We start from the raw sequence: 20,867 nt of genomic DNA on the forward strand, positions 1-20,867 counted from the left end.
ATCACCAAAAACTGAATAAAAAACAATAAATTTGCAATTAAACATATATTTTTGAATGAGTAAAAATACAGAAAAAGAAGCATTAATCGCTAAAATTGTTGATGCAATACAAGACACAAAAGGTGAAGACATTAAAATACTAGACCTTACTAAAATAGAAAATTCTGTGGCAGATTATTTTGTGATTTGTAGTGGTAATTCTAATACGCAAGTATCTTCTATCGCAGGAAATGTAGAAAAAAAAGTACGTAACGAGCTTCAAGACAGACCTTGGCATGTAGAAGGAAGCGAAAACGCAATGTGGGTTTTAGTAGATTATATTTCTGTAGTCGTTCACGTTTTCCAAAAACATATCAGAGAGTATTACGATATAGAAGAGCTTTGGGGAGATGCCAAAGTGATTACCGTAGAAAATTAATATTAACCTAAAATAGTATCCTGATGAAGTTCTCTGAATTTCTATCAGGATTTTAATGATTATAAAATGAAAGAAAAAAGTAGTTTCAACTGGTTTTATCTGGTGGTTTTTGCAGTATTAGCTATCACCATTTATCCGTTGCTCAATCTTGATCCGCCTCAGTCTATAAATGAGAACGGATTTTTCACTTTGCTGAAAGAAAACAAGGTAGAAAAAGTAATTGTGTACACAGATACGCCTAGAGCAGATGTGTTTCTTACCAAAGAAGCTAGAGCTGCAATGGTGAAAAATGCTAAAAAAGACACTCAGAATCTTTTGCCAGCAATGCAAGAGCAAAAACCAGATTTTGATTTCAATTACGGAAATTTACAATACTTCCAAGAGAAATTTGACAATTTGAAAAAAGAAAATCCTCAGGTTAAAACGCAATATGATTTTAAAACTGCAGGTTCTCCTTTTCAAGATATTTTAATCCAAGCTTTAATTTGGTTTGGAATTATGGCAGTTATTTATTACTTCCTTTTCAGAAAAATGGGAAGCGGAGGCGGACCTGGTGGTCAAATCTTCAGCATCGGTAAATCTAGAGCTAAACTTTTTGACGAAAATGAAAAAGTTCAAGTAACCTTTAAAGATGTAGCAGGTCTAGAAGGCGCTAAAGAAGAAGTCCAAGAAGTAGTAGATTTCTTGAAAAATTCAGAAAAATATACAAAATTAGGAGGTAAAATCCCGAAAGGTGTTCTTTTGGTAGGTCCTCCAGGAACGGGTAAAACCTTATTGGCAAAAGCAGTTGCTGGTGAAGCCAAAGTTCCTTTCTTCTCGCTTTCTGGTTCAGATTTCGTAGAAATGTTTGTAGGAGTTGGTGCTTCTAGAGTACGAGATTTGTTTGCACAAGCTAAAGCAAAATCTCCAGCCATTATTTTCATTGACGAGATTGATGCGATTGGTAGAGCTAGAGGAAGAGGCGGATTACAAGGTGGAAATGACGAGAGAGAAAACACGCTGAACCAATTGCTTACGGAAATGGACGGTTTCGGTACAGATACCAATGTAATTGTAATGGCGGCAACCAACAGAGCTGACATTTTAGATAAAGCATTGATGAGAGCAGGACGTTTCGACCGTTCTATCTATGTAGATTTACCAGAAATGCACGAAAGAAGAGAAATTTTTGATGTGCATTTAGCTAAAATTAAATTAGCTCCAGATATTGATAGAGATTTCTTAGCAAAACAAACTCCAGGATTTTCGGGAGCAGATATTGCGAATGTTTGTAACGAAGCAGCGCTTATTGCAGCAAGAAACAATCATGAATTTGTTACCAAGCAAGATTTCTTAGATGCTGTAGATAGAATTATCGGTGGTTTAGAAAAGAAAAACAAAGCGATTAAGCCATCAGAAAAGAAAAGAGTGGCTTTCCACGAAGCGGGACACGCTACGATTTCTTGGCTAGTAGAACACGCAGCGCCTTTGTTAAAAGTAACAATTGTTCCAAGAGGAAGAAGTTTAGGTGCAGCTTGGTATTTACCAGAAGAACGTTCATTAACCACTACAGAACAAATGCTAGACGAAATGTGTGCTACCCTAGGTGGTAGAGCTGCAGAACAAGTAGCGTTTGGAAATATTTCTACAGGTGCGCTTTCGGATTTAGAAAGAGTTACTAAACAGGCTCAAGCAATGGTTACGATTTATGGTTTGAGCGAAAACATAGGTAATATTTCCTACTATGACAGTTCTGGTCAGTCAGAATATAGTTTTGGTAAGCCTTATTCAGAAGAAACGGCTAAGAAAATAGATGCAGAGATTAAAGATATTATCGAAAATCAGTATCAAAGAGCGGTAACCATTCTTCATGAGAATAGAGATAAGTTAGATGCTCTTGCTCAAAAGCTTTTAGACAAAGAAGTAATCTTCAGAGAAGACTTAGAAGAGATTTTTGGCAAAAGAGCTTGGGATCCTGAATTAACAGAGCGTCCAGTCACTGAAGCGGTAGTAGAAAATACTCCAGAAAACACTTCTAGTGAAGAGTCGCAAGAGTCTCAAAATTAAGTTTTTACATTCATTTATATAGAAGTTCCTAATATTTTTATTAGGAACTTTTTTATTTATATCTTTGATATATAGTTAGTTTCTAAATTATTTTATATTTTTGTTGTTGGCTAAGTTTAAAAATCTGAAGAAAATTGAGTTTATTTAAGAAAATTGTAAGTAAAATTCTTAATCAAGAGGAGCAGCAAGATGACACCAATGTTACCAAATTGGCAGATCAACTTAAAAATGCTGATCTTGATTATAAATTTGCGCAATTATTTACGGCTTCAGGTGGTTTTTTTAACTATTGCGGAGACGAAGCAGAAGCATTACAAGTCTTAAATCAGATTATCAAAATCGAGGGGATTAAGAATGTTTTTTGTTGTGATGATGACTTACAGAATTTTTTAAACGTTACCAAAACCAATTTCACCAAAAATTTAGATATTAATAATGATGCCGCTTTTATTACCTGCGAATTTTTAATCGCTTATGACGGCAGAATTATGCTTTCTTACAATAATATTTTGCACTATCATTCTTCTAGATTACCTGGTAAAATTATTATCATGGGAACCGTTTCTCAGATTGTAAGAGACTTAAATGAAGCCATGATGAAAATTAAGAGAAGAGGGAACGTAAGGAATCTTACTTCCATCAGCGGAAGCCAATCTAAGTTAGATGCTCCTACTCAAGATCAAACTAAACTTTTCTTAATTTTACTTGAAGACTAATTCTTTCTATTTTTAAATTTCACAAATTGGATAAAAATCTCATTCAGCGAGTTGGCTCTGGTCTCATCTACGGATTACTTACTTTTCTGTGTACTACAGAATACGGAGCAATACTTATCAATAAAATTTCGCCAGATTTAGTAAAACCTCATCAGCTTTTTTATGGATTAATCACATTTTTCTTAGTTGTAGGAGCTTATGAAGGCGTGAGAATTATGAAATTTCAAGGGAACTTGTATCAATGGTTGGTTTTGCCTTTAGTCGCATTGGTTTATTATAAATTTACGACTAGATTCTTTGGTTTTGGATTTTATTACACCTTTGATTTATCTGAAATTTTAGCACTTTCATTAATCGTAATTGCTGCTATTACCTTATTTAAATTCCCTCAAGAATTATATCAAGACGAAGGTAAGCTCATTTTCATCGTTATTTATACGGTTTTACCATTTGGTTTCGCATTAGGTTTGCCAAAATATTTCTTAAACGATAATGCTTTCACTTGGGAAGTTTTTCTTCTTTTTGTTTTGATATGGAGTAGCGATTCATTTGCTTATTTTACCGGAAGAATGTTCGGAAAACATAAAATGGCCCCGAAAATTTCACCAAAAAAAACTTGGGAAGGCTTTGCAGGAGGCGTTTTCTTTACCCTAATTTTAGGATATTTCATCGAGCAAAAATTTCCAGATTTACGTGGAAATTGGATTGTAGTAGGATTATTGGTCTCTATTTTTGCTCCACTTGGTGATTTGGTAGAAAGTCAACTGAAAAGAACATTCGGTGTAAAAGACAGCGGAAATATCATTCCTGGACATGGTGGCGTGCTTGATAGATTAGACAGTTTTATAATCGCAGCACCTGTTGTATATTTGTACTTTATTCTAGAAAACATATTCTAAAAACATAACTTATTAACTCATAAAAATGAAACTACATAAAGAAAGTAAAGGAACCATTTTAGTTGCTACCATTGCAGTAGCTGTATTAGGTTTTTTAGCAGTATATTTTCTAGAAATTTGGTCATTAATCATCCTTATTCCATTGTTAATTTTATATGGATTGGTTTTTTGGTTCTTCAGAGTTCCCAATAGAGATATTGTAGACCATAAAGAAAACGTAATTGCACCAGTAGACGGAAAAGTGGTGATGATAAAGGAAGTTTTCGAAGATGAATTTTTAAAGGAAAAAGCCATTCAGGTTTCTATTTTTATGTCTCCGCTGAATGTTCATATTTGTAGATATCCAGTTTCTGGGAAAGTGATTTATAAGAAATATCACCCAGGGAAATATTTAGTAGCTTGGCACGAAAAATCTTCTACCGAAAACGAGAGAACTACTGTAGCTGTAGAAAGTTTAACCAATCATAAAGTGGTTTTTCGCCAGATTGCGGGTTATGTAGCAAGAAGAATTGTTTTCTATTGTAATGAAGGCGATACTTCTAAGGCTGGTCACGAATTTGGATTCATTAAATTCGGTTCTAGAATGGATGTTTTCTTACCTCTTGACACCGAAATTACTTGTAAAATTGGGGATAAAACCAAAGGCGGAATAGATGTGATTGCTAAGATGAAAGAGTAATCTTTCACTTTATATGAATAAAAATTAAAAACCCGCAAAGATTATATAGTCTTTGCGGGTTTATTTTAAACTTTTTAGTTCTCTTTCAATATCATATTTATTTCTCTTCATTTGGTCATATTCTTTGTATATCAAATATGGCATAAAAATGAGAATCATAATTCCAAATAGCATTACTGCATTCCAATATCCTATTCCTGTTGCAAAATTAACTGATTTTTTCGTGGGAAAAAATGGTAATATAAAAGGGCAAATTATTGAAACAAAAATAGCCCAAATGATTTTTAATTTCTTTTTTGAATTTTCCTTTAATTTTTTTTCAAGAAAACTTTTTCTTTCGTCATTCTTTTGAGAAGTCATTTTACCCAAAATTCTGTAATTCTACTAGCTTTTTATAAACATTATTATTGGTAATCAACTCGTCATGAGTACCTTGTTCTACGATGTTTCCGCGTTCCATTACTACAATGTGATCTGCTTTTTGAATCGTCGAAAGTCTGTGTGCAATTACGATAGAAGTTCGGTTTTCCATCATGTGATCTAGAGCGTCTTGAACCAAACGTTCAGATTCTGTATCGAGTGCAGAAGTTGCTTCGTCGAGAATCATAATTGGCGGATTTTTAAGTACTGCTCTTGCAATAGAAATCCTTTGTTTTTGTCCACCAGAAAGCTTGTTCCCGTCATCGCCAATATTGGTTTGGTATTTTTCTGGTAAGTTTTCTATGAATTGATGAGCATTGGCAATCTTTGCAGCTTGAATCACTTCTTCTTCCGATGCTTCAGTTTTTCCCATCCAAATGTTATTATAAACACTGTCATTAAACAATACCGATTCTTGAGTAACCATTCCTAGAAGTTTACGGTATTCAGTTAAATTTAAGTCTTTAATATTGATGCCATCAATTAAAATTTCTCCATCTGTTACATCATAAAATCTGGCTAAAAGATTCGCAATCGTGGTTTTTCCGCTTCCTGATTGTCCTACCAAAGCCACTGTTTTTCCTCTCGGAATGGTCAAATTGAAATTCTTAAGAATTTGATTGTCTTTGTCATAATAGAAAGAAATATTTTTGAATTCTATTTGATGATTGAGGTTTTTGATTGAAATAGGATTGGCAATTTCTTCTACCTTTAAATCGTAATCTAAAACTTCCAGAACTCTTTGCACTGCGGGAATTCCTCCTTGCATGTTAGAAATAGCGGCAGATAATCTTTTGGCAGGTTCTAGAATTTGGAAAAAGATAGCGATGAATCCTATGAAAGTTACCGCATCCATAGTTTGTTTTTCTAGAATTTGGATTCCTGCAAACCAAGTAATTAACAAAATGGTTACCGAACCTAGAAATTCTGAACTTGGAGAAGCTAATTCTCTTCTTCGGCTCATGGCAATTGCATGATTTTTCCAGTTTTGCGTGGTTTTTTCAAAACGAGTATTCAGAATGATATCAGCATTGAAAATTTTAATGATTTTTGATGATTTCAAGGTTTCATCTACGATAGAAAAAAGATTTCCGAGTTCTTCTTGTGCTTTTTTAGACTTTCTTTTCAGGCTTTTTCCTACCCAAGAAATAATTCCGCCCATTACAGGGAAAACCAATAGAGAGAACAAGGTTAGACTTGGTGATAACGCAAATAGCGTAATTATAGAAGCCGTAATCATAAAAGGCGCATTAATTACGTCTACCAAACTTCCCATAATAGAATTTTCTATACTCCCGATGTCGTTTGAAATTCTACTCATCATGTCTCCTTTTCTCTGTTCTGTGAAGAAAGAAACGGGTAATTTTAGAAATTTTTGATAGACTTTGCTTCTTAAGTCTTTGGTAATGCCTACTCTGTAGTTCACTAGCATGAATGAACCAAAATATCTAGAAATATTTCTAAACAAGAATGAAGTTGCGGTGATAATACACAGCGCTGCCAAAACTTTTATGGCACCATATTCTGCGATGCTTTCTTGGATGTTGTAAAAAGCAGAAGTTTTGATGTAAGAAAAATATTCTGAAAACTTTCCGCTGTAAACAGGTTTGGTTATTTTTTCTTGGTCTACATTGAAAATCATTTGTAGCACAGGAAGCATGACCAAAACGGAAAAAATCTGAAAAACGGAATACAAAAGATTGAAAAATATACTTAAAAAAAGATATTTCTGATGAGGTTTTGCAAAAGCAAGTATTCTTTTTAGTGGACTCATTTATATTTAAAATAAAGTGCAAAATTACACTTTTTTAATTTGAAAATTTGAAAATGAAAGAATTTGAGGGAGGAAATAAAAAAAAACAGCTTCGTTTCCGAAACTGTTTTCACTCAAAATAAATCGTTGGTAAGATTTATCGAATTCTGTCTACAGATTTTACGAGTTTCTCATCTTTCTTAATATTCATGTTTGCCATAAACAAACCAAACAAAGAAATCAGAGGGAATGCTAACTCAATACCTTTCTCAGGAAAATCTATTCCTCCAGATAAATTTAGTAGCCAATAAATCAATAAACCAGTCAACAAAGCGTTTATGAAAATGTTGATATTATTCAACAGAATCTGTCTCATTCTCTTTTTGTAACTGAAAATAGATATTAAAGCCAATAAAAATGATACTAAACTTAGGGTAGCAATAACATAAATACTGCCAAAAAGCGCTACATCTAGACCTGTAAAATGCAGTGCAACTTGCGCCAATACTACAATCAGTAAAAATATAGTTTGTATTCTCTGTATCATTTCAGTGCAAAAATAATTTATTTTTTTGTATTTGTCAAAAAAAGTGTAGATTTGCAAGTAACAAGTTCAGCAAAAAAGAAGAATCGCCTGATTCAACTTTCTTACTTACAATTACTTATATTATTACAACTTTTTCACATATTTTATGTTTAATATTGAAACGTTAAGGTCTAAGTCCTTATCGGAACTGACCAAAATCTCAAAAGATTTAGGCGTTAAAATTCCCAGAAATAGTACTGAAGAAACCATCGTCTTTGCTATTTTAGATTTTCAGGCTTCTAATCCGAAAGTAACAAAGGAATATTTTAACGCTACCGAAAATACTATGGAAGAAAAAAAAGAATCTCCAAAACCAAAAGCGAAAACTCCTGTAAAAAAGAAAGTAGCGACAAAGCCCGCAGAAAAACCTGCAGAACTCTTTGAAGAAACTATTTCCGAAGCAAAGCCTGAAGAAGTAACAGAACCGAAAGTAGAAGCAGCAGAAAAACCTGCGGAAGCAAATACTTCTTCTAAAAAACAAAGGAAAAGAATTGCTCCTAAAACAGAAGAAAAAACTACAGAGCCAGAAGTTACTGCAGAAACCACAGAAACTGCAGTAGTCGCAAAAACCGAAGATGCAGAGCCAGAAATTCCACAGGCTACTTCTAATCAAAATCAACAGAAGCAAAAACAGCATCAACAAAATCAACAAAATCAACAAAAGAATCAAAAAAATAAAAACCGTAATCAAAACGGAAATGGTGCTCAAAATCACCAAAATCAAACTCAATCTCACGGAAATCAAGAAAACACCGAAGAAAATCCACCTAAAAAAGATTTTAACTTTGACAATATTGTAACAGTAGAAGGTGTTTTAGAAATTTTACCAGACAACTACGGTTTCCTTCGTTCAGCAGACTTTTCTTACATTTCTTCACCAGATGATGTATTTGTTTCTACACAACAAATCAGAAATTACGGACTTAAAACGGGTGATACCGTAAAAGGAATTGTAAGATTACCTAAAGAAGGCGAAAAATACTTTTCTCTACAGAGAGCTTTAGAAGTAAATGGTAGAGATTTAGACTTTATAAAAGACAGAGTAGCGTTTGAATACTTAACGCCGCTTTTTCCGCAAGAAAAATTTAATTTAGCAGGTAAAAATGCTACGATTTCTACCAGAATTGTAGACCTTTTTGCTCCGATTGGTAAAGGACAACGTGCCATGATTGTTGCACAACCAAAAACGGGTAAAACCATGCTACTGAAAGAAATTGCGAATTCTATTTCTGCAAACCATCCAGAAGCGTATATGATGATTCTTTTGATTGACGAAAGACCAGAAGAAGTTACAGATATGGAGCGTAGTGTAAATGCAGAAGTAATTGCTTCTACATTTGATGAATCAGCCGAAAAACACGTGAAAGTAGCAAATTTGGTTCTTGCAAAAGCACAAAGAATGGTAGAATGTGGTCATGATGTGGTGATTCTTCTAGATTCTATCACTAGATTGGCTAGAGCTTACAATACCGTAACGCCTGCTTCAGGGAAGGTACTTTCTGGTGGAGTAGATGCGAATGCAATGCACAAACCAAAGAGATTTTTCGGGGCTGCCAGAAAAATTGAAAACGGAGGTTCGTTAACCATTATTGCGACTGCACTTATTGATACAGGTTCTAAGATGGACGAAGTAATTTTCGAAGAATTTAAAGGAACGGGTAATATGGAACTTCAGTTGGATAGAAAAATTTCTAACAAGCGTATTTTCCCAGCTGTAGATTTAGTGGCTTCTTCTACCAGAAGAGACGACTTATTGCATGATGATGTTACGCAACAAAGAATGTGGATTCTTAGAAAATATTTAGCAGATATGAATCCTCTTGAAGCAATGGAATTTGTACAAAAACAAATGCAAACCACTAGAAATAATGAAGAGTTCTTAATGTCTATGAATAGATAAAAGACTTTCAATATAAAATTTAGATAAAAAGTAAGAACACGCAAAATGCGTGTTCTTTTTTTGTGAGGAAGGTAATATTTGGTTTCATCTATATTAAGTATAAAATTTTTAAAAAAAATTATAAATGAAAGTACGATGAGAATTTTTATCTTTGGACAAATTTAAAAACATAAACATTATGTCATTCGAATTACCAAAATTAAATTACGCTTATGATGCTCTTGAACCAGTAATTGATGCAAGAACAATGGAAATTCACCATACAAAACATCATCAAGCTTACGTAGATAACCTAAACAATGCTATAAAAGGTACAGCGCACGAAGGAAAAACAATTGAAGAAATCTGTAAAACAGCTTCTGATGTTCCTGCAATTAGAAATAATGGTGGTGGTCACTTTAATCACACTCTTTTCTGGGAAATTCTTACTCCAGGAGGAAGCAAAGAGCCTGTAGGAAATGTAAAATCAGCAATTGAAGCTTATGGTGGCTTTGAAAAATTCAAAGAAGATTTTTCTACAGCGGCTAAAACGAGATTCGGCTCTGGTTGGGCTTGGCTATGTAAAAAAGAAGATGGTAGCTTAGAAGTTTGTTCTTCGGCTAATCAAGATAATACTTTAATGCCTGGAGTGGGTTGTGGAAATCCTGCAATTCTAGGTTTAGACGTTTGGGAACATGCTTATTACTTGCATTACCAAAACAGAAGACCAGATTATGTTTCTGCATTTTTTGATGTAATCAACTGGGATAAAGTAGAAGAAAATTATAATAAATTATAATCACTTTTAATTTCAATAAAAAAAAGGTTCAGAGCTTTTCTGAACCTTTTTTATTTTCTTCGTATAGAAATTATCGTATTTCGGTCATGCTTAAACTTTGCAGTTTTAGACCGTATTTCCATTGTACATAGGCAAAAACCTGATACAGTTTATACTCGAATTTTAAGCCGTATTTTTCGTTTGGGTCATAATTAATAGAAGATTCTATGATGTTTCTGTATCTCCCAGAATAGTAATAATTGTTCCACTCATTAACGAGAAAGGTGTTTTTAGATTTCAAATATTCTTCGGAATAATAGCTCATTGGTTTTGCAATGGCGTTTAAGAAATAATCATATTGAGTATCTATCACGTCTAAATCCCATTCTCCATCATCATTTTTCTCTGGCTTCATTGCAGTTTGATTATTGGCATCTTTAGCAATATTTTGTGGGCTACTACAACTTATAATTAAGAATATTGTAGCAATAATTAGAATAACTTTTTTCATGATGAGGTGGTTTTATTTTAAAGTAAAGTTAATCATAAAAAACAAAAACCGCTTCAAAAGAATTGAAGCGGTTTAATTTTCATTTGTTTCCAGTTTATTGAGCTGGTGTAAATTCTTTTTGTAAAACTACTAAAGATGGGAAGTGGTCACTGTATCCTCCTGTAAAAGTGTCTCCAGCCCATGAACGATAAGGGTAGCCTTTATACTGTCCGTCTGGTGTTATGAGATAAGAAGGCGCGAATACTTCAGCTTTATAAACACTGTAGTTTTTCTGAAGTGTATCAGATAAAGCGTTTTTAGATACAATAATTTGGTCAAATAAGTTCGGAGCGTCTCTGTAACCTAATGATGCTACACCGCTTTTGAACATTTTATACATTAAATTATAGTAAGGCCTTTCTTCTGATAATTCTTTTTTATCACCTACAGCTCCTAAATGTTTAGTTAAACTCGCATTTACAGGGTCGTCATTAAAGTCTCCCATCGCAAAAAGAAGTCTGTCTGGTTCTTCGGCTCTTATTTTATCCATTTCTGCTTTTAGAACTGCCGCGGCTGCATTTCTTCTAGGTGCAGATGCAGCTTCGCCGCCGCTTCTACTTGGCCAGTGGTTCATGAAAACGGCTACTTTTTCTCCGTCTAATAAACCTTTTACTACCATAACATCTCTGGTGTAACTTCTTTTGCCTTCTTCATTATAATTTACCACTTCTTTTTTATAAGTATCTGTTACGGTAAATCTTTTCTTTTGGTAAATTACAGCTACGTCTATTCCTCTTGCGTCATAAGAATTGTAGTGTACGATGCCCCATTCTACTTTGTTAAGCGCAGGTTGTTTGACTAAATCCTGAACAACTTGTCTGTTTTCTACTTCTATTAAACCTACGATTGCGGGTAGAGTTTTGGTGTATTGATAACCTAGCTCAGAGATTACTTTAGATTCATTCGCTAGTTTAGTTTGGTAAACTTTAGAATTATAGTTTTTAGCACTTTTTGGGGTAAAATCATCTGCTAAGTTCTGATATCTGATTACTTTTTTCCCGATAAGAAGTTCATCACTCCATTGACCTTTGTATTCTTCTGTTACTGGTAAAAACTTTAGGGAATCAATTGGTACACTTCTGTGGAAAGCAGGGTTGTTGATTGGTAATGTTCCGTCAATGTAATCTGCAGATGGAATGGTATCCCAAAGGTTTTCAACATTTAGGAAGGCAATAGTAGCTCTTTTAACCTGAACTTGTGATTTTTGAGCAAATCCTATGAAGAAAATCGCTATTGCAATAAGGCTAAAATATTTTCTCATTTTATAAAATTAAAAAGTGGGTTACAAATTTAAAGCATTTCGTTTGAATAACGCATATAATTATTTGCAAATATATATCCAAAAAAATGCCAGATTGGCATTATATTAAACATTATTAAAAAAAATATGATAATTATTAGGTTTGATTTTTGTGAAAAAAAGATTAAAAAAAGTTAAAGTAAAGGAAATTTCACATAAATTTGTAGGTTCAATAGTTCACTATTGTAAAGAAGGAAAAAAATAAAATAAGTTATGATTAAGAAATTATCAATTATCTCAATATTTGGGATACTTTCTTTCTCGGCACTACAAGCGCAAACTACAGTTTATGCCTATCTTAAAGATGCACAAGGCAAACCAGTAGAAAATGCTGAAGTTGATTTGAGAGATTCAGACAATGATGTTAAGGCTGACAAAATTGGCTATTTCCAATTTGTGGATATGAAGCCAGGACATTATTCTATTACAATTTCGAAGCCGGGCTTTGACCAAAAAATCATTGAATTTGATGTTTATGCAAATGAGAGCAAAAAAGATTTAGGTTCTATTTCTCTTGCACCTGCACTAGACATGGCAGATTTAGGAGTTATTACTATTGACGATTCTGACACTCAAGACTCAGATAACGGTAGCGTTCAGCCTACTGTAGGTTTGTTAAGTTCTGGTAGAGATGCTTTTGCTAATGTAGCAGCATTCGAATTAGGGGCATATTGGTTTAGACCTAGAGGTGTAGATAACCGCTTTGAAGATATTTTATTCAATGGTGTTTCTATGTCTAAAAATGATGATGGTAGAGTAGATTTCAGTAACTGGGGAGGTTTAAATGATGTAACTAGATATCCATTAGAATATGTAGAAAACATTACTCCATCGGAATATACTTTTGGTAACTTAGGAGGTGTAGCTTACTATAACACAAGAGCTTCTTCTTATAGAAAAGGTACCTCGTTAGCATATTCTTTTACCAATAGAAGTTATTTCCACAGAGCGATGGCTACTTATAATAGTGGACTTAATAAAAAAGGATGGGCATACACATTCTCTGCAAGTAGAAGATGGGCAGAAGAAGGTGTGATAGAAGGCACATACCAAGATGCTTATGCATACTTCTTGTCTGTAGAGAAAAGATTAGGAGAAAGACATTCACTTAATTTTACTGCATTTGGAGCGCCAACTTATAGAGGCTCTAACAGCCCAAATACACAAGAGGTGTATGACTTATCAGGTAAAAACTATAACTCTTATTGGGGATGGCAAGATGGTGAGAAAAGAAACTCTAGAATCAGAAAAGTTTTCGAACCTGTATTCCAAATGGCTCATTATTGGAAAATCGGAAAATCATCTAACTTAAATTCTACTTTCTCTTACCAACAAGGTGAGGATGCTAGAAGCAGATTAGATTGGTTTCATGGTGCAGATCCTAACCCTACTTACTACAGAAAATTACCAAGTTATGTTTTCGCTCCAGCTACTTATGATGATAGTGACGGCGGATATAGTATTACTACTGAAGAATTTAATGCATACACACCATTATATAATGATGCAATTAACAGTTGGAGACAAAATAAAGCAGGACAACAAATCGATTGGGCTTCTCTTTACAATGCTAACTTAAACAATCTCGAAAGAGGTGCTGTTTATACAGTGGTGGAAGATGTAAATAGAGATAAAACATTAAATTTTGTTTCTCACTTTGATACGAGATTAAAGGATAACTGGAAATTAAATGTTAACTTTAATTACCAAAACCTAAGATCAGATAACTTTAGAAGAATCAAAGATTTATTAGGCGCTGCGTATGCTAATAATTTAGATGCTTTCGGTGGAGATAAACCATACAATCTAGACAGAGAAAGCACTATAGTTTATGAAGGAGATAGAACACAATATTCTTACCTTCTTAATAGAGATGCAGCTTCACTAAACATTTCTACAGAAATAGATTTAAAAAGATGGAACTTTATCTTATCTGGTTTCTCTTCTTATTCAGAATCATTTAGAGATGGTCACTACAGAAACCACTTCTACTTAAATAATTCTAAAGGTAAGAGTGATGTTTACACTTCATTAGACTATGGGGTAAAAGGTAAACTTACATATAAATTAGACGGTAAAAATTTCTTAGTATATAACGGCGCTTTCTTTACATTAGCACCTACACTTAATGAAATTTTCATTAACCCAAGAGTAAATGATTTTGTAACTCCAAATTTACAAAACCAAGAAATTGCTTCTTCTGATTTCAGTTACATTACAAGAGGTCAAGTTCTTAAACTAAGATTAACAGGTTACTATACTTCAATCAAAAACTCTACAGAAATTGCTAGATATTTTGCAGAAGGTATTCAATTAGGTACAGATGCTACAGCACAAGATGCTTTCGTAGCAGAAATCTTATCAGGAATTGATAAAAAATATATGGGAGCAGAATTTGCTGCAGATGTTAAAATTTCACCTACTTTAACTACAGTATTAGTAGTAAGCTACGGTGATTATACCATCAATAATAACCCTACTGCTTACGTTTCTATTGACTCAGATTTATATCCTAATGGTTATGACGAAATAGGGGCGGCAAAACTTAAAGGTTATAAAATTGCTGGAACTCCGCAAAAAGCCGCTTCATTAAGCTTCAGATATAATTCACCTAAATACTGGTGGTTTGGTATGTCTGCAAACTATTTGATGGATCAATATTTAGATTTCTCTGCACTAAACAGAACCCCTAACTTCTATACTAATCCAGAAACTGGTGATAATTATATTCACCCAATTACTGGTGAGGTAGTAACTCAAAGTGATGTAGATGCATTAAACAAGCAAAAGAAATTTGATGACCAGTTTATGCTTAATGCAAACGTTGGTAAGTCATTCTTATTAGGTAAATACAGAATGGGAATTAGTTTAAGTGTAAACAATATCCTAAATAATAGAGATTATGTAACTGGTGGTTTTGAACAAGGTAGAAAGTCTAACTTTACAGAATCATATGTAGATAATGTAATTTCGCCAGTTTCATTATTTGGTCCGAAATTATGGTATGACAGAGGAACTACTTTCTTTGCTAATGTTTACTTAAGATTTTAATTTTATTAATATTAAAACATGAAAAAATATTTTTCAATTATAAGAATTTTCATTTTGTCACTTACGGTCTTTTTAACCAGTTGTGTACAAGATGATGTGTATTCGACACCAGATTTACAAGGAAAGTGTCAAGATCTAACGCCTACTAAAACTATTGCTGAGGTAAAGGCAGCTTTTGCTTCTGCTTCAACTAATAATATTACCATTACAGAAGATATCATCATAGAAGGCTATGTTTCTTCTTCTGATGAAACAGGAAATGTTTATAAGACTATTTATTTACAAGACGCACCAGAAAATCCTACTCAAGGTTTAGTAGTAAGTGTAGACGCTGTAAGTACTTATACTTCTTATCCACAAGGTGCTAAAGTATACATTAAACTAAAAGGCTTAGCTTTTGGTAAATATGGTAACGTTTTACAAGTAGGTTATATGAACCTAGATCCTGTGACCAATACTACTACTTTTGGAAGAATTCCAGAAAAATTAGTAGCAAATCACTTAGTAAGATCTTGTGCTCCTAAAGCTAAAATTGTTCCTAAAGTAATTACTTTATCTCAATTGGCATCTTCTATCGATCCACTAATTGGAGCTTTAGTTCAAGTGAATAATGCAGAGTTCCCAGTAAATCTTCTTTGTAATGTTTATGCTCCAAACGGAACTTCTGTGGATAGAAGAATTGTAGACCCTACTAGACCTACCGATGCAAGTACTAGAGTAGTAAGAAATAGTGGCTATGCGTCTTTTGCATCAGATCAGTTGCCAGCAGGTAATGGTACTTTTGTAGGTGTTTTAAGTAAATATAACACTACTTATCAATTCTATATCAATAGAGTTTCAGATCTTAAGATGAATGGCCCTAGATTAGATGGTTCTACACCTTCTTGTTCTTTTAGCACTACTGGAAAAACCATGAAAACTGTAGCAGAAGTAAAAGCTTATTTCTCTGGTACTTTAGTGCAAATTCCAGATAATGCATATCTTAAAGCTCAAGTAACTGCTAATGATAAAACAGGAAATTTATACAAATACATTTATGTAGAAGATAAAACAGGTGGTATTAGAGTGAATATAGACATGACTTCTCTATATGCAGACCCAAGATTCTTTGTAGGTAAACACGTATTAATCAATCTTAAAGATTTATATGTAGGTGCTGTAAATGGTGAAGTACAATTGGGTGGATTATTTAATACAAACGTAGGTAGAGTTTTACCAAATGATATTTATAAACACTTCTTCCCAACTACTGATTTTAGTGAAGTTATCGCTACAGAAAAAACCATTGCAGGTCTTGCAGATTCTGATGTAGGTAGATGGATTAAAATTAAAGACCTTCAATTTATTGAAAATGATTTAGGAGAAACTTATTCTGGTCTTAGAACTTTAGAAGACTGTTCAGGTAAGAAAATTACACTAAACACTAGTAGTTTTGCTACATTCTCTGGTGATCAGTTAGATACAGGAAAAGGTGATGTTTATGCAATCCTTACTAAATATAACACTTCATATGAACTTTGGATTACCAATAGATTAGGAGCTGATTTAGATGGTAATAGATGTGATGGCACATTGCCAGTTTTCACAACTATTTTTAGTGATGGATTTACTAACCTTTCAAATTGGACTGCTGTTAATGTTACTGGTACAAAAGTTTGGACCACTACTACCTATGGAAATCCAGCGCCAAGTGCTTATATGGATGGTGGTCGTGCTGTCAATGAGGACTGGTTAATATCTAAAAAAATTGCAATTCCTTCTGATTATTCTACAATATCATTCTCATTTGAATCAGATGGTAGATATAATTCTGATCCAAATGTTCCATCGCTAGAAGTTTATGTTACTGATAATTATACAGGTAATGTAACAACTACAGCTTGGACTAAGAAAACAGTTAACCTAGATACAGATTTAAATGCATTTGCAGGATTTGTGGGTACTGGTAAAATAGATGTAACTTCTTTTAAAGGAAAAGATTTAGTAGTAGCATTCAAGTATAAGTCTGTAGCAGGCTTTTCTACAACCTGGGAATTAGACAACTTCTCTGTAAAAGGCATGAAGTAATAAAATTTCAATAAATAATTTGAAACAGCTCCAAGAAACGGAGCTGTTTTTTTATGTAAATATTGGTGATAGAATATAAGAAAATACTCATCCTATTCTTTGAAAAAGAATGGTGTTTTAGCATAAAGATAGCATTCCAAAAGACAACATCTACAAAATAGAATATATCATAATGTTATGGTTAAAAAAAAGCCTTACAAAATCTGTAAGGCTTTTTTATCGTTTAAATTGTTGTTAAAAAGAAATTTCGTTTACTTCTTTACCTCTCATAAAGGTCATGTTTTTTTGTGAACCTTTATAAGCAATGTTTACCAAGTTGAGCTGTTTAGGATAAGCCTCTAGTAAGATATTGTTCTTGATTTTTAAGCTAGAAATATCAGAAACACCATTTGCTTCGAAATATACCCAGACACTTTCTCCATTTACTTGGCTCCCTGTGAAAGTAAGCACTTTATTTTGACCATTTACATACACGTCAAAATGGTCATTTACATATCTTTTTACTTCTGCTTCAAAAGCAGTAGTATTAGGGTTAATTTTTAAAACTTCTGCAATATGCCCAGAATTTAATTTTGTGGTAAATTTAAGCGTTTTACTGCCTTCCACGTAATCTACCTTGGTCATAGAAGAATAAAAATCTGAGAGTGTAAAACTCATCAGCATTGTGATTAAACCTATTGCGATTATTCCTATAAATTTTTTCATTTTTTTCTTATTTAATGCTTTTTTCAAAGTTGTATTTTATTCAAATGTATATAAAAAATGTCAAATCCTGTGCCAAATTCTAGAAATTTACGCTTACTGAGTATTTGTCGTAGAAAGCTTTAATATGAGCTACTGCTTCATCTGCTGTATCTACCACTCTGAAAAGACTTAAATCTTCTTCTTTGATTAAATGATTTTTCAGTAAAGTTTCGGTAAACCAATCAAGAAGACCGCTCCAAAACTCAGTTCCTACTAAAACGATCGGGAATTTGCCAATTTTATGCGTCTGAATTAATGTTAGCGCTTCCGAAAGTTCATCCAGCGTTCCAAAACCTCCCGGTAAAACGATGAAGCCTTGAGAATACTTTACAAACATCACTTTTCTTACGAAAAAGTAATCGAAATTAATAGAATAAGGTTTATCTATAAAAGCATTAAAATTCTGTTCGAATGGCAATTCTATATTTAAGCCAATAGATTTTCCGTTGCCTTCTTTCGCTCCTTTATTCCCAGCTTCCATAATTCCAGGTCCTCCTCCAGTAATAACACCGAAGCCTATTTCTGTAATTTTTCTGGCAATATCTACCGCCATTTGATAATAAGGATCTTCTGGTTTTAACCTTGAAGAGCCAAAAATAGAAACACATGGTCCTATTTTGGCTAATTTTTCGTAGCCATCTACAAATTCAGACATTACTTTGAAAACCATCCAAGAATCTTTGGTTACGGTTTCGTCCCAAGTTTTTTGTCTTAAACTGTCTTGTAGTCTTTTATCTTCTGAAGTATTATCGTCTAGCATTTTTAAGTTTTTATTTAAAATATTTTTCTGCTTCTATCACAGATTCTGGCCTTCCTACATCTATTAATCTTGCCTCGTGCTGAAATCCTAAGATGTTATTTTCAAACATTAAATCCAAATATTCCTCCATGATAGAAAATTTTCCTCTTCTTTTTATTTTTTCAAAGATAGAAGAATTAATACAATGTATTCCGCTGAAAGCCAATTCTTTAAAATTATTGTTAAATTCTGCCATTTTGGTTTCCCCAGAATTTTTGTTCATCCAACCTTTTAAAACCATCTCTGAATTGAAGAAAAGTTTTCGGGAAGAATTTCTATCCGAAACCGCTAGAGTAGCTAATGGAAGATGCGTTTCATGAAATTTTACCAATTCATGAATATTCAGATCGGTAAGAATGTCAGCATTCATAATCAGGAAATTATTTTCGTTTTCCAGATATTTTTGAGCAAAAAGTAATCCACCTCCTGTTTCTAGAAGTTCATCTTTTTCATCAGAAATATCAATTTTAGCTCCAAAATGATTGTTTTTCTCTAAAAATTCTACAATTTGTTCCCCGAAATGATGCACGTTAATCACAAATTCTGTAACCCCAAAACTTTGCAGATATTTTATATTTCTTTCCAGCAGCGGAACATCATTTACCAAAGCCAAAGCTTTGGGATGGCTGTCTGTAAAAGGTTTTAAACGAGTACCTTTTCCTGCTGCGAAAATGAGAGCTTTTTTAATCATGTAGAATGAATATTGTAGATTTTATGATGTTAATTAAGTTGGGGTTGTTCGTTATGCGTTACCCTAACATTTACCAATTCTGGATATTTTTCCTGTAAAAATTCGCCTAGTTTAATGGCGCAATAAACACTTCTGTGTTGACCGCCTGTACAACCAAAAGCAATTTGCAAATGGTCAAAACCACGAGCGATATAATCATTGATGGTAATGCTTACTAAGTTTTTGATGAGGTCTATAAATTGAGGCATTTCAGTTTTGGTTTCTAAAAAATCCTGAACAGGTTTATCATTACCAGTTTGAGGTTTGTATTCTTCTATTCTTCCTGGATTGAGAATTCCTCTACAATCGAATACAAAACCGCCACCATTTCCGCTGTTATCTACTGGTATTCCACCTTTTTTATAAGAAAAACTGTAAATGTCTATGTTAAGTTTATTGTCCATCAATTAATTTTTGAATTTTATTTTTAGTTTCTGTTGTGTTCAGTTGTAGAATTAACTTTTTAAGCTCAGGATATTCATTCATTTCGAGTTCCGTTTTGGTGAATTCTACTAAATTCTGAATTCCCTTTTCTAAACTTGTAATAAAATGGGGCTTTCTCTGAATGAGTCCTCTAAAACCATACGCTCCTAAAACTTGAGTGAAACGAATCATTTTACAATATTTCAAAGATTTTTCTAAATTATTTCTTTTTTCTGAAGGATGAAAAGAGAAGTAATATTCTAGCATTTCATTTTTGAAATTTTCAGAAAAATTGGCCTTGGCTTGGAAAAGAAAAGAAACTACATCGTAAAGAGCCAGCCCTTCCATTGCCGCTTGATAATCGATGAAAAAAACTTCGTCTTTATCATTTACCATAATATTTCTTGCCTGAAAATCTCGTATCATCAATGATTTTGGGGCTAAATTTTCTATTCTTTCTGCAATTTTTTTGAATTCTTTTAATAAAGAAGATTTGTGATAAGGCAACTCTAGAATGTCTATCAAATAATTTTTGAAGTAGTACAAATCATGTATAATTGGCAGTTCGTCATACTTTTCGTACTCGAAAGTTTTAGAAAAATCTATTTTGTTTTGGGTTTTTTCTTGAAGTTGGAATAAATGGTCTAAAGTTTTTTTGACCATAGATTTCACCCTTTCAGATTCACCTTCTTGCGTAATGATGTCAGACAGTGTTTTGTCTCCTAAAAATTCCTGTATATAAAGTTTTCTTTCTTCGTTGATTTTAAAAATCTGAGGCGTGTTCAACTTTAAATCTGAAAAAACCTGTGTGAAATAGAAAAATGCTTCGTTTTCTAGAAGATTTTCATTGTAAGTAATTACGTAAGTTTCATTCGAAGATTTTCCTATAAAATTCATTCGCGCAGAGCCACTTTGGGGCAATGCCAAAAATGCGGTCGCCTTTTCGCTTAAAAATTCTTCGAAAAAAAGTTGTGCTATTTCTTGATTTGTCATTACAAAGCAAATATAATAATTTGAAAAGGGATTTTT

At 33.2% G+C, this 20,867-nt stretch carries 19 protein-coding genes; 9 read left to right on the forward strand and 10 right to left on the reverse strand.

The window, feature by feature from the left end; all coding sequences use genetic code 11:
• The first annotated feature begins 55 nt into the window (after window positions 1-55).
• From rsfS to N7277_RS03865, 5 genes are all read left to right on the forward strand, one after another.
• Complete coding sequence (gene rsfS / locus N7277_RS03845; RefSeq protein ID WP_069800040.1) at window positions 56-418, forward strand: ribosome silencing factor; 363 nt, start codon at window positions 56-58, stop codon at window positions 416-418.
• Window positions 419-484: 66 nt separating this feature from the next.
• The gene (gene ftsH / locus N7277_RS03850; RefSeq protein ID WP_274780427.1) at window positions 485-2,464 is read left to right on the forward strand and encodes an ATP-dependent zinc metalloprotease FtsH; all 1,980 of its coding nucleotides are present in this window, start codon (window positions 485-487) and stop codon (window positions 2,462-2,464) included.
• 134 nt (window positions 2,465-2,598) lie between these two features.
• Complete coding sequence (locus N7277_RS03855; RefSeq protein WP_274780428.1) at window positions 2,599-3,180, forward strand: LUD domain-containing protein; 582 nt, start codon at window positions 2,599-2,601, stop codon at window positions 3,178-3,180.
• Between the two features lie 26 nt (window positions 3,181-3,206).
• The gene (locus N7277_RS03860; protein WP_274780429.1) at window positions 3,207-4,079 is read left to right on the forward strand and encodes a phosphatidate cytidylyltransferase; all 873 of its coding nucleotides are present in this window, start codon (window positions 3,207-3,209) and stop codon (window positions 4,077-4,079) included.
• Between the two features lie 25 nt (window positions 4,080-4,104).
• The gene (locus N7277_RS03865) at window positions 4,105-4,758 is read left to right on the forward strand and encodes a phosphatidylserine decarboxylase family protein (RefSeq protein ID WP_274780430.1); all 654 of its coding nucleotides are present in this window, start codon (window positions 4,105-4,107) and stop codon (window positions 4,756-4,758) included.
• 60 nt (window positions 4,759-4,818) lie between these two features.
• Here the strand turns inward: N7277_RS03865 and N7277_RS03870 are convergent, their stop codons facing one another.
• From N7277_RS03870 to N7277_RS03880, 3 genes are all read right to left on the reverse strand, one after another.
• Entirely contained in the window at window positions 4,819-5,118 is a 300-nt protein-coding gene (locus tag N7277_RS03870) for a hypothetical protein (protein WP_274780431.1), read from the reverse strand.
• Window position 5,119: 1 nt separating this feature from the next.
• On the reverse strand, window positions 5,120-6,952 hold the full coding sequence (locus N7277_RS03875; protein ID WP_274780432.1) for an ABC transporter ATP-binding protein: 1,833 nt from the start codon (window positions 6,950-6,952) through the stop codon (window positions 5,120-5,122).
• A 136-nt stretch (window positions 6,953-7,088) separates the two neighbouring features.
• A complete protein-coding gene (locus N7277_RS03880; protein ID WP_274780433.1) occupies window positions 7,089-7,478 on the reverse strand; it encodes a DUF4293 domain-containing protein in 390 nt (129 codons plus the stop codon).
• 145 nt (window positions 7,479-7,623) lie between these two features.
• Between N7277_RS03880 and rho the strand changes: the two genes are divergently transcribed.
• Both rho and N7277_RS03890 read left to right on the forward strand, forming a co-directional pair.
• Window positions 7,624-9,417, forward strand: coding sequence for a transcription termination factor Rho (gene rho, locus N7277_RS03885; RefSeq protein WP_274780434.1), 1,794 nt, complete (start codon window positions 7,624-7,626; stop codon window positions 9,415-9,417).
• 178 nt (window positions 9,418-9,595) lie between these two features.
• Window positions 9,596-10,195: a superoxide dismutase gene (locus tag N7277_RS03890; RefSeq protein WP_274780435.1), complete on the forward strand. Its 600-nt coding sequence runs from the start codon at window positions 9,596-9,598 to the stop codon at window positions 10,193-10,195.
• A 70-nt stretch (window positions 10,196-10,265) separates the two neighbouring features.
• Here N7277_RS03890 and N7277_RS03895 read toward each other — a convergent pair whose 3' ends face one another.
• A complete protein-coding gene (locus tag N7277_RS03895) occupies window positions 10,266-10,685 on the reverse strand; it encodes a DUF6146 family protein (RefSeq protein WP_274780436.1) in 420 nt (139 codons plus the stop codon).
• Between the two features lie 94 nt (window positions 10,686-10,779).
• Complete coding sequence (locus N7277_RS03900) at window positions 10,780-11,985, reverse strand: endonuclease/exonuclease/phosphatase family protein (RefSeq protein ID WP_274780437.1); 1,206 nt, start codon at window positions 11,983-11,985, stop codon at window positions 10,780-10,782.
• Between the two features lie 252 nt (window positions 11,986-12,237).
• On the opposite strand from N7277_RS03900, the gene N7277_RS03905 reads away from it, so the two are divergent.
• Both N7277_RS03905 and N7277_RS03910 read left to right on the forward strand, forming a co-directional pair.
• Window positions 12,238-15,075 (forward strand): carboxypeptidase-like regulatory domain-containing protein, encoded by a 2,838-nt coding sequence (locus N7277_RS03905; protein WP_274780438.1) that lies wholly within the window; start codon window positions 12,238-12,240, stop codon window positions 15,073-15,075.
• Window positions 15,076-15,093: 18 nt separating this feature from the next.
• Complete coding sequence (locus N7277_RS03910) at window positions 15,094-17,142, forward strand: DUF5689 domain-containing protein (RefSeq protein ID WP_274780439.1); 2,049 nt, start codon at window positions 15,094-15,096, stop codon at window positions 17,140-17,142.
• 234 nt (window positions 17,143-17,376) lie between these two features.
• Here the strand turns inward: N7277_RS03910 and N7277_RS03915 are convergent, their stop codons facing one another.
• From N7277_RS03915 to N7277_RS03935, 5 genes are all read right to left on the reverse strand, one after another.
• Window positions 17,377-17,847: a DUF6702 family protein gene (locus N7277_RS03915; RefSeq protein WP_274780440.1), complete on the reverse strand. Its 471-nt coding sequence runs from the start codon at window positions 17,845-17,847 to the stop codon at window positions 17,377-17,379.
• A gap of 79 nt (window positions 17,848-17,926) precedes the next feature.
• Window positions 17,927-18,646, reverse strand: coding sequence for an LOG family protein (locus N7277_RS03920; RefSeq protein WP_274780441.1), 720 nt, complete (start codon window positions 18,644-18,646; stop codon window positions 17,927-17,929).
• Between the two features lie 10 nt (window positions 18,647-18,656).
• Complete coding sequence (locus tag N7277_RS03925) at window positions 18,657-19,376, reverse strand: nucleotidyltransferase family protein (RefSeq protein WP_274780442.1); 720 nt, start codon at window positions 19,374-19,376, stop codon at window positions 18,657-18,659.
• Between the two features lie 29 nt (window positions 19,377-19,405).
• Complete coding sequence (locus N7277_RS03930) at window positions 19,406-19,819, reverse strand: RapZ C-terminal domain-containing protein (RefSeq protein ID WP_274780443.1); 414 nt, start codon at window positions 19,817-19,819, stop codon at window positions 19,406-19,408.
• Window positions 19,809-20,831 (reverse strand): aminoglycoside phosphotransferase family protein, encoded by a 1,023-nt coding sequence (locus N7277_RS03935; protein WP_274780444.1) that lies wholly within the window; start codon window positions 20,829-20,831, stop codon window positions 19,809-19,811. Before N7277_RS03935 ends, N7277_RS03930 begins: the two co-directional genes overlap by 11 nt.
• Between the last annotated feature and the right edge of the window lie 36 nt (window positions 20,832-20,867).

Origin of the sequence: Cloacibacterium sp. TD35 (assembly GCF_028864635.1) — a bacterium.
Lineage (GTDB): Bacteria > Bacteroidota > Bacteroidia > Flavobacteriales > Weeksellaceae > Cloacibacterium.